Source organism: Mesorhizobium sp. YM1C-6-2, assembly GCF_003666685.1.
Lineage (GTDB): Bacteria > Pseudomonadota > Alphaproteobacteria > Rhizobiales > Rhizobiaceae > Mesorhizobium_K.
In genome coordinates, this window is sequence record NZ_RCIZ01000015.1 from 47,247 (window position 1) to 70,435 (window position 23,189).

Consider the following 23,189-nt stretch of genomic DNA (forward strand, 5'->3'; position numbering starts at 1 on the left):
GGCGCTTTCTTTTGGCCTCGGATCAGGACCTCTTCAGGCGCAGGGCGGCATGCGCTTGGGCGACGATGCCGTCGCTCGTGAGCCCGCTGCGTACCATCAGGGTCGGCGAGGCGCCGAGTTCGACGAACGTGTCGGCGATGCCGACCGGCATCAGCGGCCGTGCGATGCCGGCCTTGTAGAGCGCCTCGCGTACCTGGGTCGCCAGTCCTCCGGTGATGACATGGTTCTCGGCCGTGACGATCGCGTCGTGTTTCGATGCGAACTCGGCGACGGAGTCGGCATCGAACGGCTTCAGCGTCGGCGTGTGGAGTACGCCGGCCGAGATGTCCTCGGCATTGAGCGCGTTGGCCGCGTCGATGGCATGTTCGGTCATCAAGCCGGTCGAAATGATGCCGACATCCGCGCCTTCGCGAAGCACCGAGGCCTTGCCGATGACGAAGCTGTATGTCTTGGGGTCGAGCACCCGGGGAACCTTGCCGCGCAGGAGCCGCACATAGACAGGACCGTCATAATCCGCGATGGCGTGGGTGATTTGCGAGATGTCGGTCGCGTCGCATGGATCTATGACCACCAGGTTCGGGATCATGCACATCAGCGCCGTGTCCTCGATCGCCTGGTGGGTGCCACCATAGCCTGTCGTCAGGCCGGGCAGACCGGCGATGATCTTGACGTTGACATTGCTGTGGGCGCAAGCGATCGCGATGAAATCGTAGGCGCGACGGGTGGCGAAGACGCCATAGGTGGTGGCGAAGGGGACGGTGCCTGTGCGAGCAAGCCCCGCCGCGACCGCGACGAGGTTCTGCTCGGCCATGCCGACATTGAAGAAGCGGTCGGGATAGGCGTCGCGAAACGGCAGGATGTCGGTGTATTTGCCGAGATCGGCGGTGAGGCCGACGATGTCGCCGCGGTGCTTCTGCACGTCGATCAGTGCGGTGCCGAACGGTGCGTCGACGACAGGCCGCGCGTCGAGCGCCTCGTCGACGCCCATGGCCTTGGAGTAAGTACGTGCGGTCGTCATCAGGGCTGACCTTCCAGTTCGAGGATGAGCGCGTCCCATTCCTCCGGCTCGACGCGCACGAAATGCGCCTTCTCTCGCTGTTCCAATGTCGGCACGCCCTTGCCGGGCTTCGTGCGAAGCACAATCGCGTGTGGCCTGCCTTCCGTCGCCCGCGCTTGCTCCAAGGCGGCGACGACAGCGGCCATGTCGTTGCCGTCGATCTCCTGCACCTGCCAGCCGAAGGCGCGCCACTTGTCGGCGACCGGCTCGATGTCGATGACGATCGCGCCGTCGGCCTGGATGCCGTTGCAGTCGATCAGCGCGACGAGGTTGTCGAGTCGGAAGTTGCTGCCGGCCATCGCCGCTTCCCAGGTTGAGCCTTCCTGCAACTCGCCATCGGAAAGCTCGCAGAAGATGCGTGCGCTAGAGTTTTGGAGGCGCAACCCGAGTGCCATGCCGACGCCCTGGCCGAGACCGTGGCCGAGCGAGCCGCCGATGATCTCGACGCCGGGCGTCGTGTCGAGCGTCGACATCTGGAGCCGGCTGTCGTCGGCACCGTAGGTCGGCAGCTCCTCGAGCGGAAAGATGCCGGCTTCGGCCAGCGCCGCCCAGAGGGCGATGGAATAGTGGCCGGTCGACAGCAGGAAGCGGTCGCGGTTCGGATCGGTGAGGTTTTCGGGCGACCAGCGCAACTCGTGGAAATAGATCGCGGCGAGAACGTCGGCTATGCCGAGACCTTGCCCGATATAGCCCTGGCCCGGCCCGCGCGCCATGACCAGCATGTGGTTCCTCATGTGCTTGGCGCGCGCCTTCAGGGCGGCGATGTCGGCCTTGGCCGGTGGATGGTTGGGAATGCGTGTCATAATCAGTCCTTGTCCAGGCCGCCGCTCATGTTGAGCCGCTCGGCAACCAGATAATCGGGAGCATCGAGCGCCAGCCAAACCACCGCCGCGGCAACCTCCGCGATCTCGGCGCGACGGCCGAGCGGAATGCGCCGCGTGCGCTCCGCGAGGAAGGTCTCGAAATCGTCGCGGCCCTCCATGCGCGCCATCGTTGCTTCGGTCGAACGCTGCATCTCCGTGTCCATCATGCCCGGTGCGAGCGAGTTGACGAGCACGCCGTGTGGCGCCAGCGCCACCGCAGCGGCCCGCGTAATGGAATCGACGGCGGCCTTGCTCGCCGAATAGGCGGCGTAGTTGGGCAGCGCCATGCGCGAGGCAGGCGAGGTGATGTTGACGATGCGGCCGCGGCCGGCCGCTTTCATCGCGTTCCCGGCGGCGACGGTCAGCATGGCGAGCGCCGTGACGTTGATGCCCAGCGTCCGCTCCCATGATTTGAGCGTCATCTCGAGGAACGGCTCGATGACGCCGTAGCCGGCATTGTTGACGAGGATGTCGATCCTGCCCCAGCGCTCGGCGACGGCGCTGACGGCCGTTTCTGCTGCGCCTTCCCTGGTCAGGTCGCCGGGAAGATGCGCAACGCCGTCGCCAGCCGCGGCAGTCTCGGCGAGGCCGGCGGCATTGATATCGGCGATGGCTACACGCACTCCGCGCGCGATGAGTTGATGGGCGATCTCGCGCCCCATGCCGCCGCCTGCGCCGGTGACGAGCGCCGTCCTTTGTTCGTTTCTCTCTGTCATGTCTGTCCTGCGGTCACTTGATGCGGGCAAGCTTGGCGGTGCCGGTGAATTCGTCGCGCCATGAGGCGTCCCAAAGCGAAGGAAACGCCAGCGGCCTGTAGGGATGTTCCGCGATCGCTCGCTCGTCGAGCTCGATGCCGAGGCCGGGCGCTTCAGGCAGCGAAAGCCTGCCGTTCTGCAGCGGGTTCCAGCCGCTGACGAGATCGCTGCGCCAGTCGACGTCGAACTCACCGAAACTCTCCAGCATGAGCATGTTCGGCGTAGACCAGGCGACATGCAGCGCTGCCGCGAAGGCGACCGGGCCGACCGAGCTGTGCGGCGAGATGCCAATATCCTGCGCGGCGGCCATCGCCGCGATCTTTTTCGCCATGGTGATGCCGCCGCAATGGGCGACGTCCATCTGCACGACGTCGACGGCGCGCAGATTGATGAGCCGGGCGAAGTCGGCGAGCGTGTATAGCCGTTCGCCTGAGGAGATCGGCAGGCGGGTGCGCTCCTTCACTTCGCGCAGCAGTTCGACGCTCTCCGGCGCCACCGGCTCCTCGCACCACAAGATCCGCTTGCCGTTCAGGCGATCGATGAAGCGCACCGCGTCGCTGACGCCGAGGCGGCCGTGGATCTCGATCATCATTCCGACATCGGGCCCGATCGCGCCGGCGACTGCCTCGACGACGGCCACCGCGTGTTCTTCCTCGTTTCGGTCGAGCTGCTTCCATGCCGTCGCGAAAGGATCGAACTTCATGGCGCCGTAGCCGCGCGCCGCGACCTGGCTCGCACGGGCAGCGAAGTCGGCCGGCGTCTCGCAGCCGCCGTACCAGCCGTTGGCATAGGCATGGAGCTCGCGTTTGGCGCATCCGCCGATCAGGCGATAGACCGGCTGGCCGGTCGCCTTGCCGATGATGTCCCACATGGCGATCTCGGCGGCGGAGATCGCCGTCATCACGGTCGAGCCGCCCTGGTACTGGTCGCGGATCATGTCGCCGACGACCTGCTCGATGTCGAAGGGGTCCTTGCCGATGATGCGCGAGGCGACCCATTCGTTGACCAGCACCTCGACGGCCTTCTCCTGCCATTCAAGCGTGGCCTCGCCGATACCGGTAATTCCGGTGTCGGTGGTGAGCCGGACGAAGAGATAGTTCCGTTGGCCGGCATTCGCCAGGAATGTCTCGAGCTTCTTGATCTTCATGGCGCCAGCCCTTCAGCAGCAATATCGACGTCGCGGTCCTCGGCGAGCGACCGGCGGATGGCCTCGATCAGTCCGACGGCCGCGGCGCCGTCTTTCGCCGGCGTGGCAAGCGGGGCGAGGCCGCGCACCGCATCGAGCACGTTTTCCAACAGCCCGGCGTAGCCGCCGAATGCCTCGTCGAACATCAAGGTGTTAGGCACGACCGGCCGCCAACTCTTGGCGGGGCCTGTCTCGTCATCGTAGAGCGTCGTCTCGATCTGGTCGTCGACGACCAGGAAGGCGTTGCGGCCGATGATCTCGACGCGCTCCCAAGGCTTGAAGCTCATGGCGGCCGCGCTCGTCGTCAGCGAGCCGATCGCTCCCGACGCGAAGGCGAAGGACACGACGGCGCTGAGCAGACCGCCATCGTCGCAGCGGATGCCGCGGGCGTGCAGCTTCGACACCGGTCCCATGAACCACTGCACGAGATCGAGGAGGTGGACCGTACCGCCCTCGAGAAGATCGACATAGGGATAGCCGAGCGTGAATTTCCCGGTGAAGACGCTTGGCGTCGATTTCAGCGCGCCGGCCTCGATCAGGGCCTTTGCCATTGCATAGGGTGGCGAGAAGCGCTTGTTGGCGACCGAAGCGAGCAGCACACCTGCCTGCTCCGCGTTGCGCACCAGGTCTGTCGCCTCCGTGAAGTTGCGCGCCAGCGGCTTCTCGATCAAGCAGGGAATGCCAAGCTCGATCGCCTGGGTGGCGATCGGCACATGCGCGGCGTCGGTAGCCAGCACCAGTAGGATGTCTGGTCGCCTGGCGTCGAGCATTGCCGCGACATCGGCGAACGCGGCGGAACCTGCGAGTGCTGCCGCTTTTTCGGCGACCTCGGCGCGTGGATCGGCGATCGCCGTCACCGCGACAGGCTCTCCTTTGGTCTGCAGGTGGCGGATGGCGGGGATCCATTTCGCCTGCGCCACCCCGCCTGCACCGGCAACAGCGACGGTGAGTGGACGCCTTTTTGCGCGTTCCGCATCCGGCACGACGCCGTAGACGTCGCCGCGCGTGAAGGCCGCGTCATAGGATGTGTGGCCGAAATCGATGGCGGGCCAGCTCTTCATGCCAACGCCCTCCGCGAGAAGAAGCCTTGCGCCGCCGCACGCAGGGTAAGGGCGGCGAGAATGATCGTGCCCTTGATCAGGAAGAATTGTGCGTCCCCCATCTGCAGGCCGGAGAGGCCGTTGTTGAGGATGGCGAGGAAGAGCACGCCGATCGCCGTATCGCGCAGCCGCCCCGTGCCGCCGCGGAACGAAGCGCCGCCGAGGATGACGGCAACAATCGCGTCGAGTTCCAGTCCGAAGCCTGCGGTTGGTGCAGCCGCGCCGAGACGGCCGAGCATTACCAGCATGCCCGCGGCGGTGAAGAAGCCCATGGCTAGGAGAATGGTGACGCGCAGACGGCTCTCGTTGACGCCGGCCTGCCGCAGCATGCGCGGATCGCCACCCGCAGCATAGATGCGGATGCCGAGCGGCATGCGCCTCAGGATGATCCAGCCGGCGAGGAAGGCAAGCCCGATCAGCGGCACTGATAGGGTGAAGCCGAATGCCAGCGGCGTGTTCATCAGCATCACGAAGCGCATGTCGAAGCCGATGGTCGTGGCGTCGGTCAGCGATACGGCGAGGCCGCGCGCCCAGATCCATGCGGCAAGCGTCACGATCAGGGGATCGAGACCCAGGCGGCCGACGATGACGCCATTCAGCGCATAGACCGCGAGGCAGGTGAGGATGCCGGCAAGAAGGGCGAGCGGTAGCGGCACTCCGGCTTGCGCGGCGAGTGCCGCCGCCACGGCGCCGAGCGCGATCACCGAACCCGGCGAGATGTCCACCGAACGCGATACGATGCCGATCATCGCGCCGACCGCCACGATTGCGAGCGTCGCGTTCTGCTCGACGATGGCGACGACGTTGGGCCAGATGGCGAAGCGCGGATTGATGAGCGCGAAGACTATGGCGAGCACGATGGTCGCTATGGCGAGCGCACTGCGCGTCAGCCATGCGCCTGTCGGCGACATGCGGGCATATTCGTCCGAGATGGCCTCGCCGGTGGCGACGTCGCTGGCTGCATCGCGCTGCAGGAAGCGGCCGGCGACCATTGCGCCGAGGAGCAGCAAGCCGGTCACGGTCGTCTGCCATGTGCCCGGCACGCCGCGAATGGTCATGTAGTTGAAGATCATGATCAGGATGAGCGTGCCGATCACGGTCTGGGACACCCGAACGCGGCCGGCAGGAAGTCCGCCCGCGCCGAGCGCCACGACGGCGATGGCGAAGAATTCCAGTCCCTGGCCGATCGAGGGGCTGATGAGGCCGGTGCGTGCTGCAACGAGCACGCCGGCCGCACCCGCGAGCGCGCCGCATGCCACATAGGCGCCGGTGCGCAGCCAGCGGACGCGCAGGCCGGCGAGGCGCGCGGCGACCGGCGCGTCTCCGGTAGCATGCCAGGCGCGGCCGAGTGTCGTGCGGGTCAGAACGAACCAGACGGTTGCCGCCAGCGCCAACGCCAGCAGTGCATCGAGCGGCACGCCCATCACGGTGCGTCGCGCGAGATCGGAGAACAGCGGTCCCTTGATCTCGACCCAGGAATTGTAGCGGCCAAGCCAGACAAGGCTGAACCCGCGCACGGCGATCATGGTGCCCAGCGTGACGATGACCGGACTTATGCGCAGCCCTTCGATCATCGCGGCGTTGATGGCGCCGACAATCGCGCCGACGCCGATGCCGGCGACGATGGCAAACACCGGATGCAGCCCTTCGGCGAGCACGATGCCGGCGATCGTCGCCGATGCCAGCACCACCGAGCCGACCGAAAGATCGATCCCGCCGATGAGGACGACTATCGTCATGGCGAGGCCGAGGACGAGCACGGAAGCCGATTGTCTCAGTATGTTCGCCGCATTTCCGGATGTGCCGAAGACGGGCGAGGTCGCGACGAAGGCGAGGAACAGAATGATTGCCGCGACGAGCATCGCGTTGCGGGCAAAGAAGGATCCCCAGGAGGGTGGTTTTTTGCCGGCGCTTGCCTTGTCGGCGTTTGCCCGGCTGGTGAGCGAAGCCGTCATGCCGCTGCCGCTCCCTGGATCATCAGATTGAGCCGTTCCTCGTCGACAGCGGCCGGCATTGTTTCGGCGGCGATGACACCATCGCGCACCACCAGGATGCGATCGGCCAGCGTGAGCACTTCCGGAACGTCGCTGGAGACGACGATGACCGCCTTGCCGCTGCGCGCGAGCGTATCGAGGCGGCGGTAGATGTCCGCACGGGCGCCGACATCGACGCCGCGCGTCGGCTCGATGAGCACGAACACGTCGGCGTCGGCGAGATCCCAGCGCGCGATCAGTGCCTTCTGCTGGTTGCCGCCGGAAAGCGTACGAATGGGAACTTCGATCGATGTGGCGACGACGCCGAAATCACTGACCACGCGCTGCACCTCGCGGCGCTCCCTGGCGGCATCGACCACCCCGGCCGGTCCACGGCGATCGCCGAGCGAGGCCACGGCGATGTTCTCGCGCAGCGGCAGGTTGGGCAGGATGCCCTCGTGCTTCCGTTCGTCGGTAAGCAGGGCGATTTTCGCGGCGACCGCATCGCTCGGGTTGCGCAGCGCGATCGGCTTTCCGTCCTTCAGAAGCGTGCCGCCATCGGCGCGCAGATCGCCGCCGAGGATGCGGGCGATCTCGTTCTGGCCGGCGCCGAGCAAGCCGGTCAGCGCGACGATCTCGCCCCGGCGCACGTCAAGCGAGACGCCGCGCACGCGGTGCCCAAGGCGGAGATTGTCGGCTGCGAGCGCGGTTTGGGCCGTCGTCCGCGCCGATGCGACGTATCGTTCGGTCTGCGCGCCGATCATGGCGTCTGTAAGCCTCGCCTCCGACCAGCCCGCCAGGCTGGTCGTGACGATCTTGCGGCCGTTGCGCAGCACGGTCGCGACATCGCAGAGTTCGAGCACCTCGGCGAAACGATGCGAGACGTAGAGAAGCGCGACGCCCTGCTTTCGCAGGCGCCTGATTGCCGTGAAGAGTTGTTCCGATTCACGCTGGCCGAGCGGTGCGGTCGGTTCATCGAGGATGAGGATCTTGGGGTTCGAGGCGAGCGCCTTGGCGATCTCGATCATCTGCCGCTCGGCGAGCGACAGGTTGCTGACGATCGTTTGCGGCGCGATGTCCAGCCCGAGGCGGCCGAGAGCCTCTTGCGTTCGCGCCTTCATCTCCCCGGCATCGAGCAGGCCACGCCTGGAAGGCTCGCGTCCCAGCACGAGGTTCTGCGCGACGGTCAGATTGGGCAGGAGGCTGAGTTCCTGGTAGACGGTGGCAACGCCCAGCGAGAGCGCATGACGAGGATCGCGGATCGTCACCGGTGCGCCGTCGAGGCGCACGGTACCCGCGTCCGCCGGCAGCATTCCAGACAGGATGTTGATGAGGGTCGATTTGCCGGCGCCATTCTGACCGATCAACCCGTGAACCTCGCCGGCGGCGAGATCCAGCGACACATCGTCAAGCGCGACGACGCCGGGAAAACGCTTTTCGAGCCCGCGTATTCCGAGGAGCGGCGGCGCTGCGTCTTTGGTCGGTGCACTGTTCGTTGTCATGTCTGGCTGCGTCTGATCGGGCGCCCACGGACTGTCGGAGTCCGCAGGCGCCCGGAGTGGATCAATAGGTCGAGACGATTTCCGCCAGCGGCTTCTCGAAGGGGAAGGTCTGCATCGAGGATACCTGGTCGGCCGCGAGCTTCAGCGCTGCGTCGACATTGTCGCCAGTCACCAGAACGCCCTGGATCAGCACTTCCTTGCGGTCGTCGGCCTTGGTGGCGACGAGGAAGGGGAAATATGCCTTCCAGAAGCCCGAATATTGCGGCGCCAGCAGCACGGTGCTCTTCATCACGCCGTCCTTGACGGCTTTCAGGCCAGGCTCGGTCCCGTCGACGGAGACGAGCATCACCTGGTCCTGCTTGCCGACGCGTTCGATGACGCCGGCGGCCGGAACGGTGAGGCTGTCGCTGTTGCCGTAGATGAGATCGAGGCTCGGATAGGCGGTCATCCAGTTCTCGGTGATGGAGACGGCCTTGGTCGGGTCCCAACCGGTCGGCTCCTGCGCGACGACTTTTATGTCGGGATATGCGGCCATGACGTCGGTGAAACCGCCGGAGCGGTCGGTGTTGAGGCCCTGGCCGAGCAGGCCCTGAAGGTTTGCGACCTCGCCCTTGGCCTCGCCATTGTAGCGCTGCTTCAGCAACTCGACGGCGTATTCGCCGACGATCTTGCCGGTGTAGCGCTCGTCGAAGCCGAGGGTCGCGGCGCAACCGTCGATCTTGGAGTGAAGGCAGATCACCGGGATTTCGGCTGTGGCGGCCTTCGCCATGGTCGGCCCGAATGCGGCGGCATCGATGAAGTTGATGGAGATGGCGTCGACGCCCTGGTTGATGAGATTCTCCATCGCCTGGATCTGCTTGGTCACGTCGCCTTCGCCGCTGGTGATAACCAGTTCGAAGCCGGCACGGCGTGCAGCCTCCTTGGCGCCTTCCACCTCACCAAGATGAAACGGGTTGGAAAGGTCGATCTGGATCAGACCGATGGTCGGCTTATCCTGCGCGATCGCGCACGTCGTCACGAAAACAGCCGCCCCTGCGGCTGCCAGGAACGATTTTCTGAACATTGGCTTCCTCCCATAAGCGCCGAACGACGGCGCGCTCCCGATGGCAGTATCGGATGAGGAATGTTACCGGTAACTAGATTGACTGTCAAGCTGACCACGACGCTTGCCGACGGGTCGCGGCCTGTTCAGTGCGGGCGTCGCGTGCTTTCGCGCGAGATGATGCTGAAGCCCAGATCCTGTCGGTGCGTCGCCAGGCGTTTGCCGGCGAGGCGGGCGAGGATCATGTGGCCGGCCTTGCGGCCCATCTCCATGGCCGGCACCTGGACGGTCGTCAGCGTAGGGGACACGACGCGCCCGACGTCAAGGTCGTGAAAGCCGGCAATGCCGAGCTGGGCGGGCACGTCTATGCCGAGCTCCCGGCAAGCGAGGATGGCGCCGACGGCGAAGATGTCGCTGGTGAAGAACACCGCATCGATGTCGCTCTGCTGGCGCAGAACCCTGATTGCCTTTGCTCCTGTCTCCGGCCGGATCGCCGCCTCGTCGTGAACGACATGGATGGGCGGAGCCGACAGGCCGGCCTCCTTCATCGCTGCAAGATAGCCTTCGGCGCGATGGCGGGCTCGTTCGTTGTTTTCGGCGGGGCCGTTGACGAAGGCGATGCGGCGATAGCCGGACCGGATGAGTTCCGCCGTCATGGCGTGCGCCGCCTCGCGGTTCGAGTAGCCAACGGCCATGTCGACCGGATCGTCGCCCGTCTCCCAGGTCTCGACGACCGGTATGCCAAAGCCGCGCAGGAGATCGCGTGCGGCCTTGGTGTGGGTGAGGCCGGTCAGCATCAGCGCATCCGGGCGTCGTTCGAGGATCGAGCGTATCTGGCTTTCCTCGACATCGGACCGGTAGGCGCTCGACGATACGAAGAGGCCGAGACCGGCTTCGGAAACGACGTCCGAAATCCCTTCCAGCGTATCGGCGAAGAGCGAATGCCGAAGCGTGGGGACGATCGCGGCGACAAGGCCCGAGGTCCCCGCGTTAAGACCGCCAGCCAGCCGGTTCGCGATGTAGCCAAGCTCGGCCATCGCCGTGGTGACACGCTTTCGGGTGTCCGGATTGACCTTTTCCGGATGGCGCAAGACCCGAGACACAGTCATCTTAGTGACGCCTGCAAGCGCCGCCACTTCGGCCATTGTGGTGCCGGAACCTGACCGGGAAGTTTTCTTCTTGAGCGTCACCGCTGCTCCATCATCAAGAGGACGATAGCGGGTTAGAACGAACCTGCCGATTGCGTCCAGTCATGGGACCAAATAGGATACCGGTAACACGGAGAAAGCAATGGACTTCTTTGCTGCAGGCCTGGCGCCTGACGAACTCAGGCGCCGCGTCGGCCATATGTCTCAGGTCGCAGGCGTGCGCCTCCTGTCGTCGGAAAACGGTCCCTCGCGCGGCGTGCGCCTCCTCGAATTCCGTACCGGAACCGGCTTCAGCTTCGAGATCGGCATCGATCGCGGTTTCGACGTCGGACGGGCAGACTACCGTGGCGCGTCGCTGGGCTGGACGCCGCCGACGCTCATGCCCGGACCATGGTATTTCGAGGACCAGGCGAATTTCGGCTGGCTGCGGGCCGGGCTCGGAGGCTTCAACAATACATGCGGCTATATCCATATCGGCAACCCGGAAGAGACATCCGTCAGTCACTACAACTTCCCGGCGCGCCCGAACGACCGCTACGGCGTGCATGACCGCGCCGCGCTGATACCGGCCGAGATCGTTTCCTTCGGCGGGCGCTGGGAAGGCGGACGCTATGTGCTCGAAGCCGTCGGCCGCATCACCCAGGCACAGACCTATGGGGAGAATCTCGTCGTCACCCGCACCTACCGCTCGGAGCTTGGCGCGTCATGGTTCACTATGGAGGACGTGGTGGAGAATGCCGGCTTCCTGCCCACCGAGCACATGCTCCTCTATCACATCAACGCGGGATATCCGTTCGTCGACGAAGGCTCGGAGCTGATCGCGCCGGTTCGAGGAATGCCGAAGCTGCTTTTCGGCGATGCAGACATGAGCAATCCGACCAGTTGGTCGCGCTTCATCGCGCCGCAGAAGAACTGGGTCCAGCAAACGTTCGAACACAGCATGGCACCCGACGAAAATGGCGAGGTCGAGGTAGCCATCTTCAATCCGCGGCTGTTCGGGGGCACTGCGCTCAGCGTTCGCTACGATCATCGCGTCATGCCGAACTACATAGAGTGGCGCATGATGGGCGAGGGGCAGTACGCGGTCGGCATCGAACCGTGTACGAACGGATTCGGCCGAAAGGCCGTCAGAGACGCCGGAGAACTGATCGTCCTCGAGCCTGGCGAACAGCGAGTCTATCGCACCAGAGTTGCGATTCTCCCCAACTCGGATGTGGAAAGCCTCCGCAAGAGGACCGGCGTGTTGCGGATCTAAGCCAACGTACCGTTGGATTCGGCTGTACCAGTCAGTATGTCGGCCAGGCTCTTAAAGGCGTCGGGCAGTTTCCGTCGGTCCTGTACGGCGCCCAGGGCAATGCGGATCCCGCGGGGTGCGCTATTGTCGACTGCGAATTCGTCGGCGCCGCTGACGGCGAGCCCTCGCAGTTGCGCCTTCTCCACGATGGTTGCGGTCCCGCGCCCGGTACCGAGCGGCATCCAGATATGGAAACCGCGGCCGCTGGCGGTGGGCGGCAATATGTCGGCCGCAAGCATCTGCCGCGCTCTGGCCTCACGGCGAACCCCTTGCGCGATCTCCGCTGCGATACCGGACCTGATCCACTCCGCGGCAAGACCGGTCATGAGCGGTGGCGACATCAGGGTGAGGCTGCGCAGATGTCGTGCGACATTTTCCAGAGAGCCAGCGTCGGGCATGGCGAGAAAAGCCGTGCGCAGAAACGGCGAGATGCATTTCGCCAGGGTGGCGATATGGATCGTGGTCTCCGGCGCGAGCGCCAGGAATGATGGCGGCGTCTGACGGAGCAGCGGACTATAGGGGTCGTCCTCGATGAAGGTCAGGCCCGTTCGTCTTGCCGCTGCTATCAGATCCTGACGACGATGCTCCGGCATGACCAGTGTCGTGGGATTGTGCAGCGTGGGATTGAGATAGACGAGGCGGGCGCCGTGTTTGCGCGCAGCCTTCTCCAGCAGGTCGGGACGCATGCCGTGCTCGTCGGCCCCGATGCCGGTGAGACCACGATTCATGGTTTTCGCAAGGGCGATGAAGCTTGAATAGGTGAGCCGGTCGGCAAGGACAATGTCCCCTTCGCGGGTCATTGCCGACATAACGGCAGCGAGCAGGGGCTGCGCACCCGCGCCTACGGCAACCCTGCCAATGGGCAACCGCGGTGCCGCTTTCTGAAGCCACAACGTTCCGGCTGCCCGCTCGGCCGCCGATCCCGGTCCTGGATGATAGGACAGCAGAGCCTCGGCGCTCGAGCGTTTCAACAGCCCGTCTATGCCGGCGCGGATCAGCGCCGGCAAGTTTATCCCTTGCGGCGGCGGCGGGATGTTCATGGAGAGATCGAGAACAGGTTCGTCCAGGCTGCCAGGCGTCACGAAGGTGCCCCTGCCGGGCGCCGCGTCGATCAGGTTGCGGCGGCGGGCTTCGGTGAACGCGCGGGTGATGGTCGTCAGATCGACGCCGAGCCGCTGGGCCAGGTCGCGTTGCGGCGGCAGGCGGTCACCAGGCTGCAGAAGCCCGCTGGCACGTCCTTCCGCCAAGGCATCGACGATGCGCAGATAGAGCGGCCCCGTTCCGTTTCTGAGATCTGGAAGCCATCCCTTATCCAATGCCCGCTCCTCGCTTCGGGGTTGATGCCATACAATTTGTCGCATTGTATGGCATCATTCGCAACAATAGTATGCATCCGACTGGTTCCGCTACGCGGCTGGCAAGGCACCGCAGCGACTGGAAAGGAAAACCCGTGTTGGATAACAACGCAATGTGGCCTCCGATCGAACCTTGGCAAGTCGGCATACGCGGCAGGTGCCCGCGTTGCGGAGAAGGACGGCTGTTCAACGGCTTCCTGAAGCTGGCGTCGAACTGCGAGAGCTGCGGGCTTGACTATTCCTTTGCCGACCCTGCCGATGGTCCGGCCTTCTTCGTCATCTGCTTCGGTTGCGTACCGTCCGTCCTCTTCGCCGTCTGGGCCGAGACCACTTTCCAGCCGTCGATATGGTTTCATATCCTCGTCTCCCTCCCCATCGTTCTCCTGACCTGCATACCGTTGCTGCGGCCCTTGAAAGGTTGGCTCGTCGCCAGCCAGTTCCACCACAAGGCCGAGGAAGGGAAACTCGTCCGACAAGGAGAGTAGGTGCCCGCCTGATCCGCGGGGCGTCACTGGATTCAAGATTTCCTGTTCTTGGGAAGCTTACGAGCACGTTCAAAACGTCCCGCCTTTGGGTGAGTGCGGGGCGGGAATTTATGCCGGGGAAACAATTTCATGAAGTACGGCCCAGAGATCGTCTTCTCAGCACTGCTCACTTTTACTGCTCTTCTCGCGGCGGCGTTCGCGGTCGACGAGCCGTTCCGGCTGCATATGTGGATCGCGTTTTTCGTGCTCCTGATCTTCACGGTCGTGCTTTTGCGGAACACGAGCTTCGAGCCCGAGGCGCCGGTCGATAAATCGGCCTATATGGACGGCCCGATCCGCTACGGCGTCATCGCCACGGTCTTCTGGGGCGTCGTCGGCTTCCTCGCCGGTGTGTTCATTGCAGCGCAGCTTGCCTTTCCCGATCTCAATTTCGAACCCTGGCTGAACTTCGGTCGCCTCCGGCCCCTGCATACCTCGGCCGTGGTCTTCGCATTCGGCGGCAATATCCTGATTGCCAGCTCATTCTATGTCGTGCAGCGCACCTGCCGCGCTCGTTTGTTCGGCGGCAACCTCGCCTGGTTCGTCTTCTGGGGCTACCAGTTCTTCATCATCCTGGCGGCGACGGGCTACCTGCTCGGCATCACTCAGAGCCGCGAGTACGCCGAACCGGAATGGTACGTCGACATCTGGCTGACGATCGTTTGGGTCGTCTATCTCGTCGTCTTCATGGGAACCGTGCTGCGTCGCAAGGAGCCGCATATCTACGTCGCCAACTGGTTCTACATGTCCTTCATCATCACCATTGCGATGCTGCATGTGATGAACAATCTGGCGATCCCCGCGTCCATCGTCGGCTCGAAAAGCTACTCGGCGTTCGCGGGCGTGCAGGATGCGGTCACGCAATGGTGGTACGGGCACAACGCGGTGGCGTTCTTCCTGACCATACCTTTCCTAGCCATGATGTACTATTTCGTGCCGAAGCAGGTGAACCGGCCGGTCTATTCCTATCGCCTGTCCATCGTGCACTTCTGGTCGATCATCTTCCTCTACATCTGGGCCGGCCCGCACCACCTGCACTACACGGCGGTGCCCGATTGGGCGCAGACGCTCGGCATGGTGTTTTCCATCATGCTCTGGATGCCGTCATGGGGCGGCATGATCAACGGCCTGATGACGCTGTCTGGCGCCTGGGACAAGATCCGCACCGATCCGATCGTGCGCCTGATGGTGGCGGCCATCGCCTTCTACGGCATGGCCACCTTCGAAGGCCCGATGCTGTCGATCAAGGCGGTCAACTCGCTCTCGCACTATACCGACTGGACCATCGCGCATGTTCACGCCGGGGCGCTGGGGTGGAACGGCATGATCTCCTTCGCTGCCGTCTATTTCCTGGCGCCGAAACTGTGGGGCCGTGAACGTCTCTACTCCATCCGCATGGTCAACTGGCACTTCTGGCTGGCGACGCTCGGCATCGTGCTCTACGCGGCGTCAATGTGGGTGTCAGGCATCATGCAGGGCCTGATGTGGCGCGAATACGACGAACAGGGCTTCCTCGTTTATTCCTTCGTCGAAACCGTCGCGGCGATGCATCCCTACTACGTGATGCGCGTGACAGGCGGGCTGTTCTACCTCGCCGGCGGCTTCCTGATGGCATGGAACGTCTACCAGACGATCCGGGGCCGGGTACGCGACGAAAAACCCATGGACGTGGCGCTGCCGGTGAGCGGCGCGGCCGTGCAGCCTGCCGAGTAGGGATCGCGAACCATGTCCATCTTGAAGAAGCACTCCAAGCTCGAGAAGAACGCGACGCTGCTTTTGATCGCGTCGCTTGCCGTGGTCACGATAGGCGGCATCGTCGAGATCGTGCCGCTGTTCTATCTGCAGAACACGGTCGAGAAGGTGGAGGGCATGCGACCCTACACTCCGCTCGAACTTGCCGGGCGCGACATATACGTTCGCGAGGGCTGCTACACCTGTCACTCGCAGATGATCAGGCCGTTCCGCGACGAGGTCGAGCGCTACGGCCATTACAGCCTCGCGGCGGAATCGATGTACGATCATTCCTTCCAGTGGGGTTCCAAGCGCACCGGCCCGGATCTCGCCCGCGTCGGCCAGCGCTATTCGAACGAATGGCATGTCCAGCACCTGGTCGAACCGCGATCCGTCGTGCCGGAATCGGTGATGCCGAGCTACGCCTTCCTCAAGGACAAGCCGCTCGTCGTGAGAGGGTTCTCGACCCATCTCGTCGCCAACCGCCGGGTTGGGGTCCCCTACACGGACGAGATGATCGCCAATGCCGAAGCGGATCTAAAGACACAGGCCGACCCGGATGCGGACACCAGCGGGCTGGAGGAGCGCTATCCCAAGGCCAAGGCCGGCAATTTCGACGGCAACCGGCAGGCGCTGACCGAAATGGACGCGCTGGTCGCCTATCTCCAGATGCTCGGCACGCTGGTCGATTTCTCGACCTATGACGAAGCCGCCGGCTACCGCTGAGGAGGATCGGATGGAAACCTACACCGCCCTGCGGCACTTCGCGGACAGCTGGGGCTTGCTCGGCATGGTCCTGTTCTTCATTGGCGCCGTGATTTTCGCCTTCCGTCCCGGCAGTCGCGCCCGCGCCGACGAGGCCGCCCGCATTCCGCTCGAGGACGAATGACATGAGCGACAAAGAGATCGACGAGGTTACCGGCGTCTCGACGACCGGCCATGAATGGGACGGCATCCGGGAACTCGACAATCCAATGCCGCGCTGGTGGCTCATCGTCTTCTACGCGAGCATCGTGTGGGCGGCGGCCTATACCATCGCCTATCCGGCCTGGCCTTTGGTCAGCACGGCGACATCGGGCCTGCTCGGCTACTCCAGCCGCGGCGACGTCAAGGCGGAACTCGCCGCGGCCCAGGCGGCCCGAGCCGACTACGTCGCGGCCGTGTCCACGATGACGGTGGACGATATCCTTGCCGACGACGGACTGCGCACCTTTGCCGCTTCGGCGGGCGCCGCTGCTTTCAAGGTCAATTGCGTGCAGTGCCATGGCTCGGGCGCGCAAGGCGCGCCCGGCTATCCGAACCTCAACGACGACGAATGGCTGTGGGGCGGCAGCGCCGACGAGATTCGACAGAGCATCGCCCACGGCATCCGCTTTGCCGAGGATTCCGAGACGCGGGTTTCGGAAATGCCGGCCTTCGGCGAGATTCTGGAGCCGAAGGAAATCACGCAGGTCGCCTCCTTCGTGGCGTCGCTTTCGAGCAAAGGTGAAGACGCCGACGCTGAGGATATCGCTGCCGGCAAGGAAATCTTCGCGCAGAACTGCGCCGCCTGCCACGGAGAGGACGGCAAGGGCAATCGTGAACTCGGCGCCCCCGACCTGACGGATGCCATCTGGTTCTACGGATCGTCGCTGCCGGACATTGCCGCCCAGGTCAGGGCTCCGAAGCATGGCGTCATGCCGGCATGGCAGGCGCGTCTCGGCGACACGACGGTCAAGGAACTGGCAGTTTATGTCCATTCACTGGGAGGCGGTGAGTAAAAATCGCGCGCGGCCTGGGGAGATCCGACAGCGCAAGAAGTCTGGAGTGGCAGCCCGCCTCGCTACGGTGTGGCGGCGTCAGGCCAGTCGCGCATGTAGATGATGCCGGCGCTTGATGGCCAGCGCGGCAGGAGAAGACGGAAATGCTCGAAACGTCGGAAATCGAGACGTTTGATGCAACGGCGGTAAACTCGGCGCGGATGCGCCAGCCGCTCTACGCTGCGCGCAAGAAAATCTTCCCCAAACGAGCGGCGGGCCGGTTCCGGCGGTTCAAATGGATCGTGATGCTGATCACGCTCGGCATCTACTACATCACGCCATGGCTGCGCTGGGATCGCGGTCCCTATGCTCCCGATCAGGCAGTGCTGGTGGATATGGCCGGGCGCCGCTTTTATTTCTTCCCGATCGAGATATGGCCGCAGGAATTCTATTTCGTGGCCGGCCTGCTGGTCATGGCCGGTTTCGGGCTTTTCCTGCTGACATCGACGGTCGGACGCGCCTGGTGCGGCTATACATGCCCGCAGACAGTATGGGTCGATCTGTTCCTCGTGGTCGAGCGCGCAGTCGAGGGCGATCGCAACGCCCGCATCAAGCTGGACAGCGCCCCCTGGTCGGCAGGTAAGCTGGTAAAGAGGGTTTCCAAGCATACGATCTGGCTGGCCATTGCGGTGGCGACGGGCGGCGCATGGATCTTCTACTTCGCCGATGCACCGACATTGCTGCGCGATCTGGTCAGCGGGCACGCGGCGCCCGTGGCATACGCCACGGTCGCCGTCCTGACCGCGACCACCTACATATTCGGCGGACTGATGCGCGAGCAGGTCTGCACCTATATGTGCCCCTGGCCGCGCATCCAGGCGGCGATGCTCGACGAGAATTCGCTCACCGTCACCTACAACGACTGGCGCGGCGAGCCGCGCTCGCGCCACGCCAAGAAAGCGGCGGCCGCGGGGCAGGCGGTTGGCGATTGCGTCGACTGCAATGCCTGCGTGGCCGTCTGCCCCATGGGGATAGACATACGCGACGGGCAGCAGCTCGAATGCATCACCTGCGCGCTGTGCATCGACGCCTGCGACAGCGTCATGGACAAGATCGGCAAGGAGCGCGGGCTGATCTCCTATGCGACGCTGGCGGAATACCAGTCCAACATGGCACTGGCGACGGCCGGCGGCGCATCCTCCATCGATCCGGCAAGAGTTCGCGACGCCGGCGGCAAGCTGTCGGGCAAGGTGTCCGCCTTCCATATCAAGAAACTGGCGAGGCCGCGCACGCTGATCTACCTCGCAGCCTGGTCACTGGTCGGGCTAGGGCTCCTCTACGCGCTGCTTACGCGCGATCGGCTTCAGGTCAACGTCTTGGCTGATCGCAACCCGCAATTCGTCGTCCTGTCGGATGGGGCGATCCGCAATGGCTACACAGTCAAGCTCCTCAACATGATCCCCGAGCCGCGCACCATCGAGGTCGCTCTCGAGGGTCTGCCGGGCGCCGAGATGACCGTCGTCGGCATCGAGCAGCCTGCAACCCGCGCCTTTGCCGTCGAGGTCGAGCCGGACAGGCTGAAGACGCTCAAGGTCTTCGTGCGCCAGCCGCGCGAGAACGTGGCCGGCCAGACGCAGCATTTCACCTTCACGGTTGAAGACAAATCGGGCGCTGAGCATGCCCGCTACGATGCGACGTTCGAGGCGCCGGAGATGGACCGATGAGAAGGGGAGAGCGTAGTCGCGAATTCACCGGTCGCCATATGCTGGTCATCATGGTGGCATTCTTCTCGGTCATCATAGCGGTCAACCTGACGATGGCCTTCTTCGCCCGATCGAGCTGGACCGGCGCGGTCGTCGAGAACACCTATGTGGCTTCCCAGCAGTTCAACAGGAAGGCCGCCGAAGGCCGCGCGCAGGCGGCGCTAGGCTGGAAGGCTGACCTCGCCATAGCCGACGGCAAGGTCAACTATCGCCTCACCGACAGCCTCGGCGATATGGTGGCGGCAAGGCAGGCGACGGCGAGCTTTCGCCGGCCGGCCCATGCCGGCGAAGACCAGCAGGTGGCGTTGATCCGCCAGCCGGACGGTTCGCTTTCCGCGCCTGTGGAGCTGCGCGATGGCAGCTGGATCGTCGAGATCGATACCGAGGTGGGGCTCGAGCATCCTTATCGCGATACGCGGCGGCTGATCCTTCGCAACGGAGCCATGCAATGAGCTGCTGCGCGCCCGGTGCCGAATCCGGAACCGAGGCGGGTTTCCTGTCTCCGGACGAATTGCGCCATGCCGCTCGCAGCCTTGGCAACGGAATAGCGCAGATCGAATTGTCGGTGCCGGCCGTCCATTGCGGCGCCTGTATCCATTCGGTCGAACAGGGGCTGTCACGCCTTGAGGGCGTGGTCAGCGCGCGCGTCAATCTTTCGACCAGGCGCGTGTCGGTACGCTTCCGGGAAGACGCTCCACCCCCGCTGACCGAAACCTTGACCGCGCTCGGCTACCCGCCGCACCTGTTCGACGAAGCTGCTGTCGACAAGGACAGGTCCCTTTCGGAATTGCTGCGCGGCGTTGCCGTCTCCGGCTTTGCCGCAGGCAACATCATGCTTCTGTCGGTTTCGGTCTGGTCCGGCGCAGACGGCGCCACACGGGACCTGTTTCACTGGGTTTCGGCGCTGATCGCCCTGCCTGTCCTGGCTTTCGCAGGCGGCATCTTCTACCGCTCGGCCTGGCAGGCGTTGCGGCATGGACGCATGAACATGGACGTGCCGATCGCCATCGGCGTGACGCTCGCCTACGCGATGAGCCTCTACGAGACGACCCAGCACGGCGACCATGCCTATTTCGACGCGGTGGCCTCGCTGCTCTTTTTCCTGCTCATAGGCAGGACGCTCGACCACGTGATGCGCGACAAGGCGCGTTCCGCCGTGCAGGGGCTTGCGCGTCTTGCTCCGCGCGGCGCGATCATGGTCGCGCCCGACGGCGGCCGCGAGTACAGGCAACTGGGGGAGATCGAACCTGGCAACCGGCTGCTGATCGCGGCAGGCGAGCGCATTCCCGTCGACGCGCGCGTCGACGGTGGCACCTCCGACCTCGATACCTCCCTGGTGAACGGCGAAAGCCGCCCGCAACATGTCTCACCGGGTTCGGTCGTACGGGCCGGCACGCTGAACCTCACCGGCCCGCTGACGCTGGAGGCGATCGCGCGCGCGGACGATTCCTTCCTGGCCGAGATGATGCGCATGATGGAGGCGGCCGAAGGCGGACGGACGCGTTACCGGCGCATTGCCGATCGCGCTGCGGCGCTTTACGCGCCTGTCGTCCATCTGGCGGCCTTCGCCACCTTCCTCGGCTGGATGGCTGTCGATGGCGACTGGCACAAGGCAGTCACCATCGGTATTGCCGTGCTGATCATCACCTGCCCCTGCGCGCTCGGCCTTGCGGTGCCGATCGTCCAGGTGGTGGCCGCCCGCCGCCTGTTCGAGCGCGGCGTGATGGTCCGTGACGGCTCGGCGATGGAGCGGCTGACCGAGATCGATACGATCGTGTTCGACAAGACCGGCACGCTGACCTTGGGCCGGCCCCGGCTTGTCAACATTGCAAGCGTCGCGCCCGACATGCTTGCCGTGGCGGCGGCGCTGGGTGCACATTCGCGCCATCCTCTCTCTCAGGCGATCGCCCGGAGCGCGAGCGGGCAAGCCGCTTTCCATAACTTCGATGCGGTAACTGAAATTCCTGGTTTCGGCATGGAGGGCAAGGCTGGCCCGTCGGTCTGGCGGCTCGGCCGGGCGGGCTGGGCTCTGGGACAGGACAAGGATCCGTCCGTTTCCTCGCAATCAGGAACGCTCCTTACCCGTGACGGCCGTGAATGCGCGCGGTTCGAGTTCGAGGATGTCCTCCGGCCAGGCGCCGCCCGAGCCATCCAGGCGCTCCAGCGGTCCGGCAAGTCGGTTCATATGCTCTCCGGCGACACCGAGGCAGCCTGTGACGACGTGGCCAAGACGCTCGGCATCAGGCAGTATGCCGCCGCCTTGCTGCCGTCCGAAAAGGTCGCGCGCATCGCCGACATGGCGAAAGACGGACACAAGGCGCTGATGGTTGGCGACGGGCTGAACGACGCGCCGGCGCTCAGTGCCGCGCATGTGTCGATGGCGCCTGCGACCGCTGCTGACATCGGCCGCAACGCCGCGGATTTCGTCTTCCTGCGCGAGGGCCTCGAGGCGGTGCCACTCGCCATCGACGTCTCCGAACGAGCCGGAAAGCTGATCCGCCAGAATATCGGCCTTGCCATCGTTTACAATATCATTGCGATCCCCATCGCCATTCTGGGGCATGTCACGCCGCTGGTCGCCGCCATCGCCATGTCGTGTTCATCGCTGCTGGTCATCGGGAACGCATTGCGCCTGTTGCGGGCGGGAGAAGGAATCTCTGTCGCGAGACCTGCCGCTGCGCCTGCCATGGGACATTATTCGGAAGGAGGCGCCAGGTGAGCGTCCTCGTCTATCTCATTCCGGCGGCGCTGCTCTTCGGCCTGGCGAGCCTGGCCGCCTTCCTCTGGGCGTTGAAAAGCGGTCAGTATGAAGACCTCGACGGTGCAGGCGAACGAATTCTCATCGACAGCGAGCGATTGGCGGCATCCGGGAATGGAGACCCCAAGCATTCATAGCCGTTGGCGTTGCGTATAGTTACATAAGACACGATCCGGAAGCAGAACGCCGGCGGCGCCCGTAGGCGTAGACTTCACCAGGGACCTTTCAGCGTTTTAGGCCTTCACCCGAAAGGTTCGACCTGAAAGAGCATGCTCACAATCGCAAGGACGCCAACCACAAGCAGGATCAGGGCCGTAACCAGCGTCATCGATGGGGGGAACCTGCTCTGTGCATGGATCAGTCCGTCTTGGTGCATCGCGTCGCGCTCGTGGCGCAGACCGAGCATGAATTGGACGTGGTATACGATGCCGATCACCAGCATGACGATGCCGAGCGCAACCAGCGCAAGGCCGAAATTGCGTGGCGCGGCGGCATGGACAATCGTGCCGGCGTCGCGAAGTCTTTGGAAGAACTGAAAGATCGTGAACCCGAAGCCGATCAGTGAAAGCGAGGTGCGGATTACCGACATCAGCGTGCGCTCTGCGCTCATCCGGGTCCGCTGGAACGACATGCCGGTTCGGCGCATCGACATCTCGGTCCGATCGGTCGAAAGATCCGTCCTGTGCATGGAGAGGTCAGTCCGGTATTCGGACAACGACGTGCGATGTTCCGAAAGTCCGGTTCGATGATTCGACAGACCGGTGCGGTAGGCGGAATATTGGGTGGACGCGAGCTCGGACGTTTCGTCGACCTTCGGAATTGGCGGAACCGGGGTTTCTGGCAGCCGCTTGGGGCGGACCAAACTGTTCTGCTTAGGGCCTGGCTTTTCGTTGGCGTCCTTCATGGATGGTTCCTCCAGCTCAAGGGCGGACTAGTCATGCATTCGGGCCGGGGCTGCTACCAGATCTGCAAGGGCAGGACCGGCAATGGTTCGCGACAATTCGGTCATCTTGACTAACCCGCTTCCGCATCAAGCGAATCCTGCTCGGCCTTCTTCTCGGCTTCAGCAGCTTCCTCGGCGAGGTCGCGACCGAGGAAGTAGTTGAGGAAGGTGCGGATCACTGCAATCGCCGCCAGGCGGCCGATGTCTTCCCAACTGGGTGTCAGAGCCGACTCGATGATGTCGGCGGCAAGCTGGAAGGTCAGGGCGGCAACCAGCCAGCGGGCGTAGCGCTGCCAGATCTGATGGTAGTACGGCTTGCGATGGACAAGGGCCGCGTGGCCGGCGCCCCAGAAAGCCTCCAGCGTGGCGTAGATGACGATCAGCAGCGCCATGAAGTCGATCAGCAGGATCGTTGCCTCGGTAAGCTGCGCAAATGTTGCCCGAACAGCTTCCATG

At 64.3% G+C, this 23,189-nt stretch carries 22 protein-coding genes; 10 read left to right on the forward strand and 12 right to left on the reverse strand.

Annotated elements, in window-relative coordinates; all coding sequences use genetic code 11:
• Positions 1-22: 22 nt before the first annotated feature.
• The 9 genes from D8676_RS24635 to D8676_RS24675 form a co-directional block, all read right to left on the reverse strand.
• Entirely contained in the window at positions 23-1,018 is a 996-nt protein-coding gene (locus D8676_RS24635; protein WP_183097236.1) for a transketolase C-terminal domain-containing protein, read from the reverse strand.
• Positions 1,018-1,860, reverse strand: a complete 843-nt coding sequence (locus D8676_RS24640) for a transketolase (RefSeq protein WP_210210758.1) — start codon at positions 1,858-1,860, stop codon at positions 1,018-1,020. Before D8676_RS24640 ends, D8676_RS24635 begins: the two co-directional genes overlap by 1 nt.
• Positions 1,861-1,862: 2 nt before the next feature.
• On the reverse strand, positions 1,863-2,636 hold the full coding sequence (locus D8676_RS24645) for an SDR family oxidoreductase (protein ID WP_121583749.1): 774 nt from the start codon (positions 2,634-2,636) through the stop codon (positions 1,863-1,865).
• Positions 2,637-2,649: 13 nt separating this feature from the next.
• Entirely contained in the window at positions 2,650-3,822 is a 1,173-nt protein-coding gene (locus D8676_RS24650) for a mandelate racemase/muconate lactonizing enzyme family protein (RefSeq protein WP_121583750.1), read from the reverse strand.
• On the reverse strand, positions 3,819-4,922 hold the full coding sequence (locus tag D8676_RS24655; RefSeq protein WP_121583751.1) for a Gfo/Idh/MocA family oxidoreductase: 1,104 nt from the start codon (positions 4,920-4,922) through the stop codon (positions 3,819-3,821). Before D8676_RS24655 ends, D8676_RS24650 begins: the two co-directional genes overlap by 4 nt.
• Complete coding sequence (locus tag D8676_RS24660) at positions 4,919-6,916, reverse strand: ABC transporter permease (protein WP_121583752.1); 1,998 nt, start codon at positions 6,914-6,916, stop codon at positions 4,919-4,921. Before D8676_RS24660 ends, D8676_RS24655 begins: the two co-directional genes overlap by 4 nt.
• Positions 6,913-8,436, reverse strand: a complete 1,524-nt coding sequence (locus D8676_RS24665) for a sugar ABC transporter ATP-binding protein (RefSeq protein WP_121583753.1) — start codon at positions 8,434-8,436, stop codon at positions 6,913-6,915. The genes D8676_RS24660 and D8676_RS24665 overlap by 4 nt, the downstream gene beginning before the upstream one ends.
• A 61-nt stretch (positions 8,437-8,497) precedes the next feature.
• Positions 8,498-9,499: a sugar ABC transporter substrate-binding protein gene (locus D8676_RS24670; RefSeq protein WP_121583754.1), complete on the reverse strand. Its 1,002-nt coding sequence runs from the start codon at positions 9,497-9,499 to the stop codon at positions 8,498-8,500.
• Between the two features lie 125 nt (positions 9,500-9,624).
• The gene (locus D8676_RS24675; protein WP_121583755.1) at positions 9,625-10,623 is read right to left on the reverse strand and encodes a LacI family DNA-binding transcriptional regulator; all 999 of its coding nucleotides are present in this window, start codon (positions 10,621-10,623) and stop codon (positions 9,625-9,627) included.
• A 145-nt stretch (positions 10,624-10,768) separates the two neighbouring features.
• Here D8676_RS24675 and D8676_RS24680 point away from each other — a divergent pair, with 145 nt between their 5' ends.
• A complete protein-coding gene (locus D8676_RS24680; protein ID WP_121583756.1) occupies positions 10,769-11,881 on the forward strand; it encodes a DUF4432 family protein in 1,113 nt (370 codons plus the stop codon).
• Here D8676_RS24680 and D8676_RS24685 read toward each other — a convergent pair.
• Entirely contained in the window at positions 11,878-13,236 is a 1,359-nt protein-coding gene (locus D8676_RS24685; protein ID WP_183097237.1) for a PLP-dependent aminotransferase family protein, read from the reverse strand. The two genes, D8676_RS24680 and D8676_RS24685, sit on opposite strands and share 4 nt — an antisense overlap.
• A gap of 152 nt (positions 13,237-13,388) precedes the next feature.
• On the opposite strand from D8676_RS24685, the gene D8676_RS24690 reads away from it, so the two are divergent.
• The 9 genes from D8676_RS24690 to ccoS all read left to right on the forward strand — a co-directional run bounded on the left by D8676_RS24690 (position 13,389) and on the right by ccoS (position 21,927).
• Positions 13,389-13,760 carry a DUF983 domain-containing protein gene (locus D8676_RS24690; protein WP_245427138.1) on the forward strand — a complete coding sequence of 124 codons (372 nt, stop codon included), beginning with the start codon at positions 13,389-13,391 and terminating at the stop codon, positions 13,758-13,760.
• A gap of 129 nt (positions 13,761-13,889) precedes the next feature.
• A complete protein-coding gene (gene ccoN / locus D8676_RS24695) occupies positions 13,890-15,512 on the forward strand; it encodes a cytochrome-c oxidase, cbb3-type subunit I (RefSeq protein ID WP_121583759.1) in 1,623 nt (540 codons plus the stop codon).
• A 12-nt stretch (positions 15,513-15,524) separates the two neighbouring features.
• Entirely contained in the window at positions 15,525-16,256 is a 732-nt protein-coding gene (ccoO, locus tag D8676_RS24700) for a cytochrome-c oxidase, cbb3-type subunit II (protein WP_121583760.1), read from the forward strand.
• A gap of 10 nt (positions 16,257-16,266) precedes the next feature.
• Positions 16,267-16,419 carry a cbb3-type cytochrome c oxidase subunit 3 gene (locus D8676_RS24705; protein WP_121583761.1) on the forward strand — a complete coding sequence of 51 codons (153 nt, stop codon included), beginning with the start codon at positions 16,267-16,269 and terminating at the stop codon, positions 16,417-16,419.
• A gap of 1 nt (position 16,420) precedes the next feature.
• Positions 16,421-17,290 (forward strand): cytochrome-c oxidase, cbb3-type subunit III, encoded by an 870-nt coding sequence (ccoP, locus tag D8676_RS24710; RefSeq protein ID WP_121583762.1) that lies wholly within the window; start codon positions 16,421-16,423, stop codon positions 17,288-17,290.
• A 143-nt stretch (positions 17,291-17,433) separates the two neighbouring features.
• On the forward strand, positions 17,434-18,993 hold the full coding sequence (gene ccoG, locus D8676_RS24715) for a cytochrome c oxidase accessory protein CcoG (protein WP_121583763.1): 1,560 nt from the start codon (positions 17,434-17,436) through the stop codon (positions 18,991-18,993).
• Positions 18,990-19,484, forward strand: a complete 495-nt coding sequence (locus D8676_RS24720) for a FixH family protein (RefSeq protein ID WP_121583764.1) — start codon at positions 18,990-18,992, stop codon at positions 19,482-19,484. Before ccoG ends, D8676_RS24720 begins: the two co-directional genes overlap by 4 nt.
• Positions 19,481-21,751, forward strand: coding sequence for a cation-translocating P-type ATPase (locus D8676_RS24725; protein ID WP_121583765.1), 2,271 nt, complete (start codon positions 19,481-19,483; stop codon positions 21,749-21,751). Before D8676_RS24720 ends, D8676_RS24725 begins: the two co-directional genes overlap by 4 nt.
• On the forward strand, positions 21,748-21,927 hold the full coding sequence (gene ccoS, locus D8676_RS24730; RefSeq protein WP_121583766.1) for a cbb3-type cytochrome oxidase assembly protein CcoS: 180 nt from the start codon (positions 21,748-21,750) through the stop codon (positions 21,925-21,927). Before D8676_RS24725 ends, ccoS begins: the two co-directional genes overlap by 4 nt.
• A gap of 104 nt (positions 21,928-22,031) precedes the next feature.
• On the opposite strand, the gene D8676_RS27770 is transcribed toward ccoS, so the two are convergent.
• Positions 22,032-22,694 (reverse strand): DUF202 domain-containing protein, encoded by a 663-nt coding sequence (locus D8676_RS27770; protein WP_121583767.1) that lies wholly within the window; start codon positions 22,692-22,694, stop codon positions 22,032-22,034.
• Positions 22,695-22,804: 110 nt separating this feature from the next.
• Positions 22,805-23,188, reverse strand: a complete 384-nt coding sequence (locus tag D8676_RS24740) for a DUF1622 domain-containing protein (protein WP_121583768.1) — start codon at positions 23,186-23,188, stop codon at positions 22,805-22,807.
• Position 23,189 lies beyond the last annotated feature (1 nt).

What these genes read in the sequence shown, in the direction of transcription:
- ccoN (WP_121583759.1), top strand. Translation starts at nt 13,890, where the DNA reads ATGAAGTACGGCCCAGAGATCGTCTTCTCAGCACTGCTCACTTTTACT.
- D8676_RS24665 (WP_121583753.1), bottom strand. Translation starts at nt 8,436, where the DNA reads ATGACAACGAACAGTGCACCGACCAAAGACGCAGCGCCGCCGCTCCTC.
- ccoO (WP_121583760.1), top strand. Translation starts at nt 15,525, where the DNA reads ATGTCCATCTTGAAGAAGCACTCCAAGCTCGAGAAGAACGCGACGCTG.
- D8676_RS24705 (WP_121583761.1), top strand. Translation starts at nt 16,267, where the DNA reads ATGGAAACCTACACCGCCCTGCGGCACTTCGCGGACAGCTGGGGCTTG.
- D8676_RS24650 (WP_121583750.1), bottom strand. Translation starts at nt 3,822, where the DNA reads ATGAAGATCAAGAAGCTCGAGACATTCCTGGCGAATGCCGGCCAACGG.
- D8676_RS24740 (WP_121583768.1), bottom strand. Translation starts at nt 23,188, where the DNA reads ATGGAAGCTGTTCGGGCAACATTTGCGCAGCTTACCGAGGCAACGATC.
- D8676_RS24670 (WP_121583754.1), bottom strand. Translation starts at nt 9,499, where the DNA reads ATGTTCAGAAAATCGTTCCTGGCAGCCGCAGGGGCGGCTGTTTTCGTG.
- D8676_RS24720 (WP_121583764.1), top strand. Translation starts at nt 18,990, where the DNA reads ATGAGAAGGGGAGAGCGTAGTCGCGAATTCACCGGTCGCCATATGCTG.
- ccoP (WP_121583762.1), top strand. Translation starts at nt 16,421, where the DNA reads ATGAGCGACAAAGAGATCGACGAGGTTACCGGCGTCTCGACGACCGGC.
- D8676_RS27770 (WP_121583767.1), bottom strand. Translation starts at nt 22,694, where the DNA reads ATGAAGGACGCCAACGAAAAGCCAGGCCCTAAGCAGAACAGTTTGGTC.
- D8676_RS24675 (WP_121583755.1), bottom strand. Translation starts at nt 10,623, where the DNA reads ATGGCCGAAGTGGCGGCGCTTGCAGGCGTCACTAAGATGACTGTGTCT.
- D8676_RS24725 (WP_121583765.1), top strand. Translation starts at nt 19,481, where the DNA reads ATGAGCTGCTGCGCGCCCGGTGCCGAATCCGGAACCGAGGCGGGTTTC.
- D8676_RS24680 (WP_121583756.1), top strand. Translation starts at nt 10,769, where the DNA reads ATGGACTTCTTTGCTGCAGGCCTGGCGCCTGACGAACTCAGGCGCCGC.
- D8676_RS24690 (WP_245427138.1), top strand. Translation starts at nt 13,389, where the DNA reads ATGTGGCCTCCGATCGAACCTTGGCAAGTCGGCATACGCGGCAGGTGC.
- D8676_RS24655 (WP_121583751.1), bottom strand. Translation starts at nt 4,922, where the DNA reads ATGAAGAGCTGGCCCGCCATCGATTTCGGCCACACATCCTATGACGCG.
- ccoG (WP_121583763.1), top strand. Translation starts at nt 17,434, where the DNA reads ATGCTCGAAACGTCGGAAATCGAGACGTTTGATGCAACGGCGGTAAAC.
- D8676_RS24645 (WP_121583749.1), bottom strand. Translation starts at nt 2,636, where the DNA reads ATGACAGAGAGAAACGAACAAAGGACGGCGCTCGTCACCGGCGCAGGC.
- D8676_RS24660 (WP_121583752.1), bottom strand. Translation starts at nt 6,916, where the DNA reads ATGACGGCTTCGCTCACCAGCCGGGCAAACGCCGACAAGGCAAGCGCC.
- D8676_RS24640 (WP_210210758.1), bottom strand. Translation starts at nt 1,860, where the DNA reads ATGACACGCATTCCCAACCATCCACCGGCCAAGGCCGACATCGCCGCC.
- D8676_RS24635 (WP_183097236.1), bottom strand. Translation starts at nt 1,018, where the DNA reads ATGACGACCGCACGTACTTACTCCAAGGCCATGGGCGTCGACGAGGCG.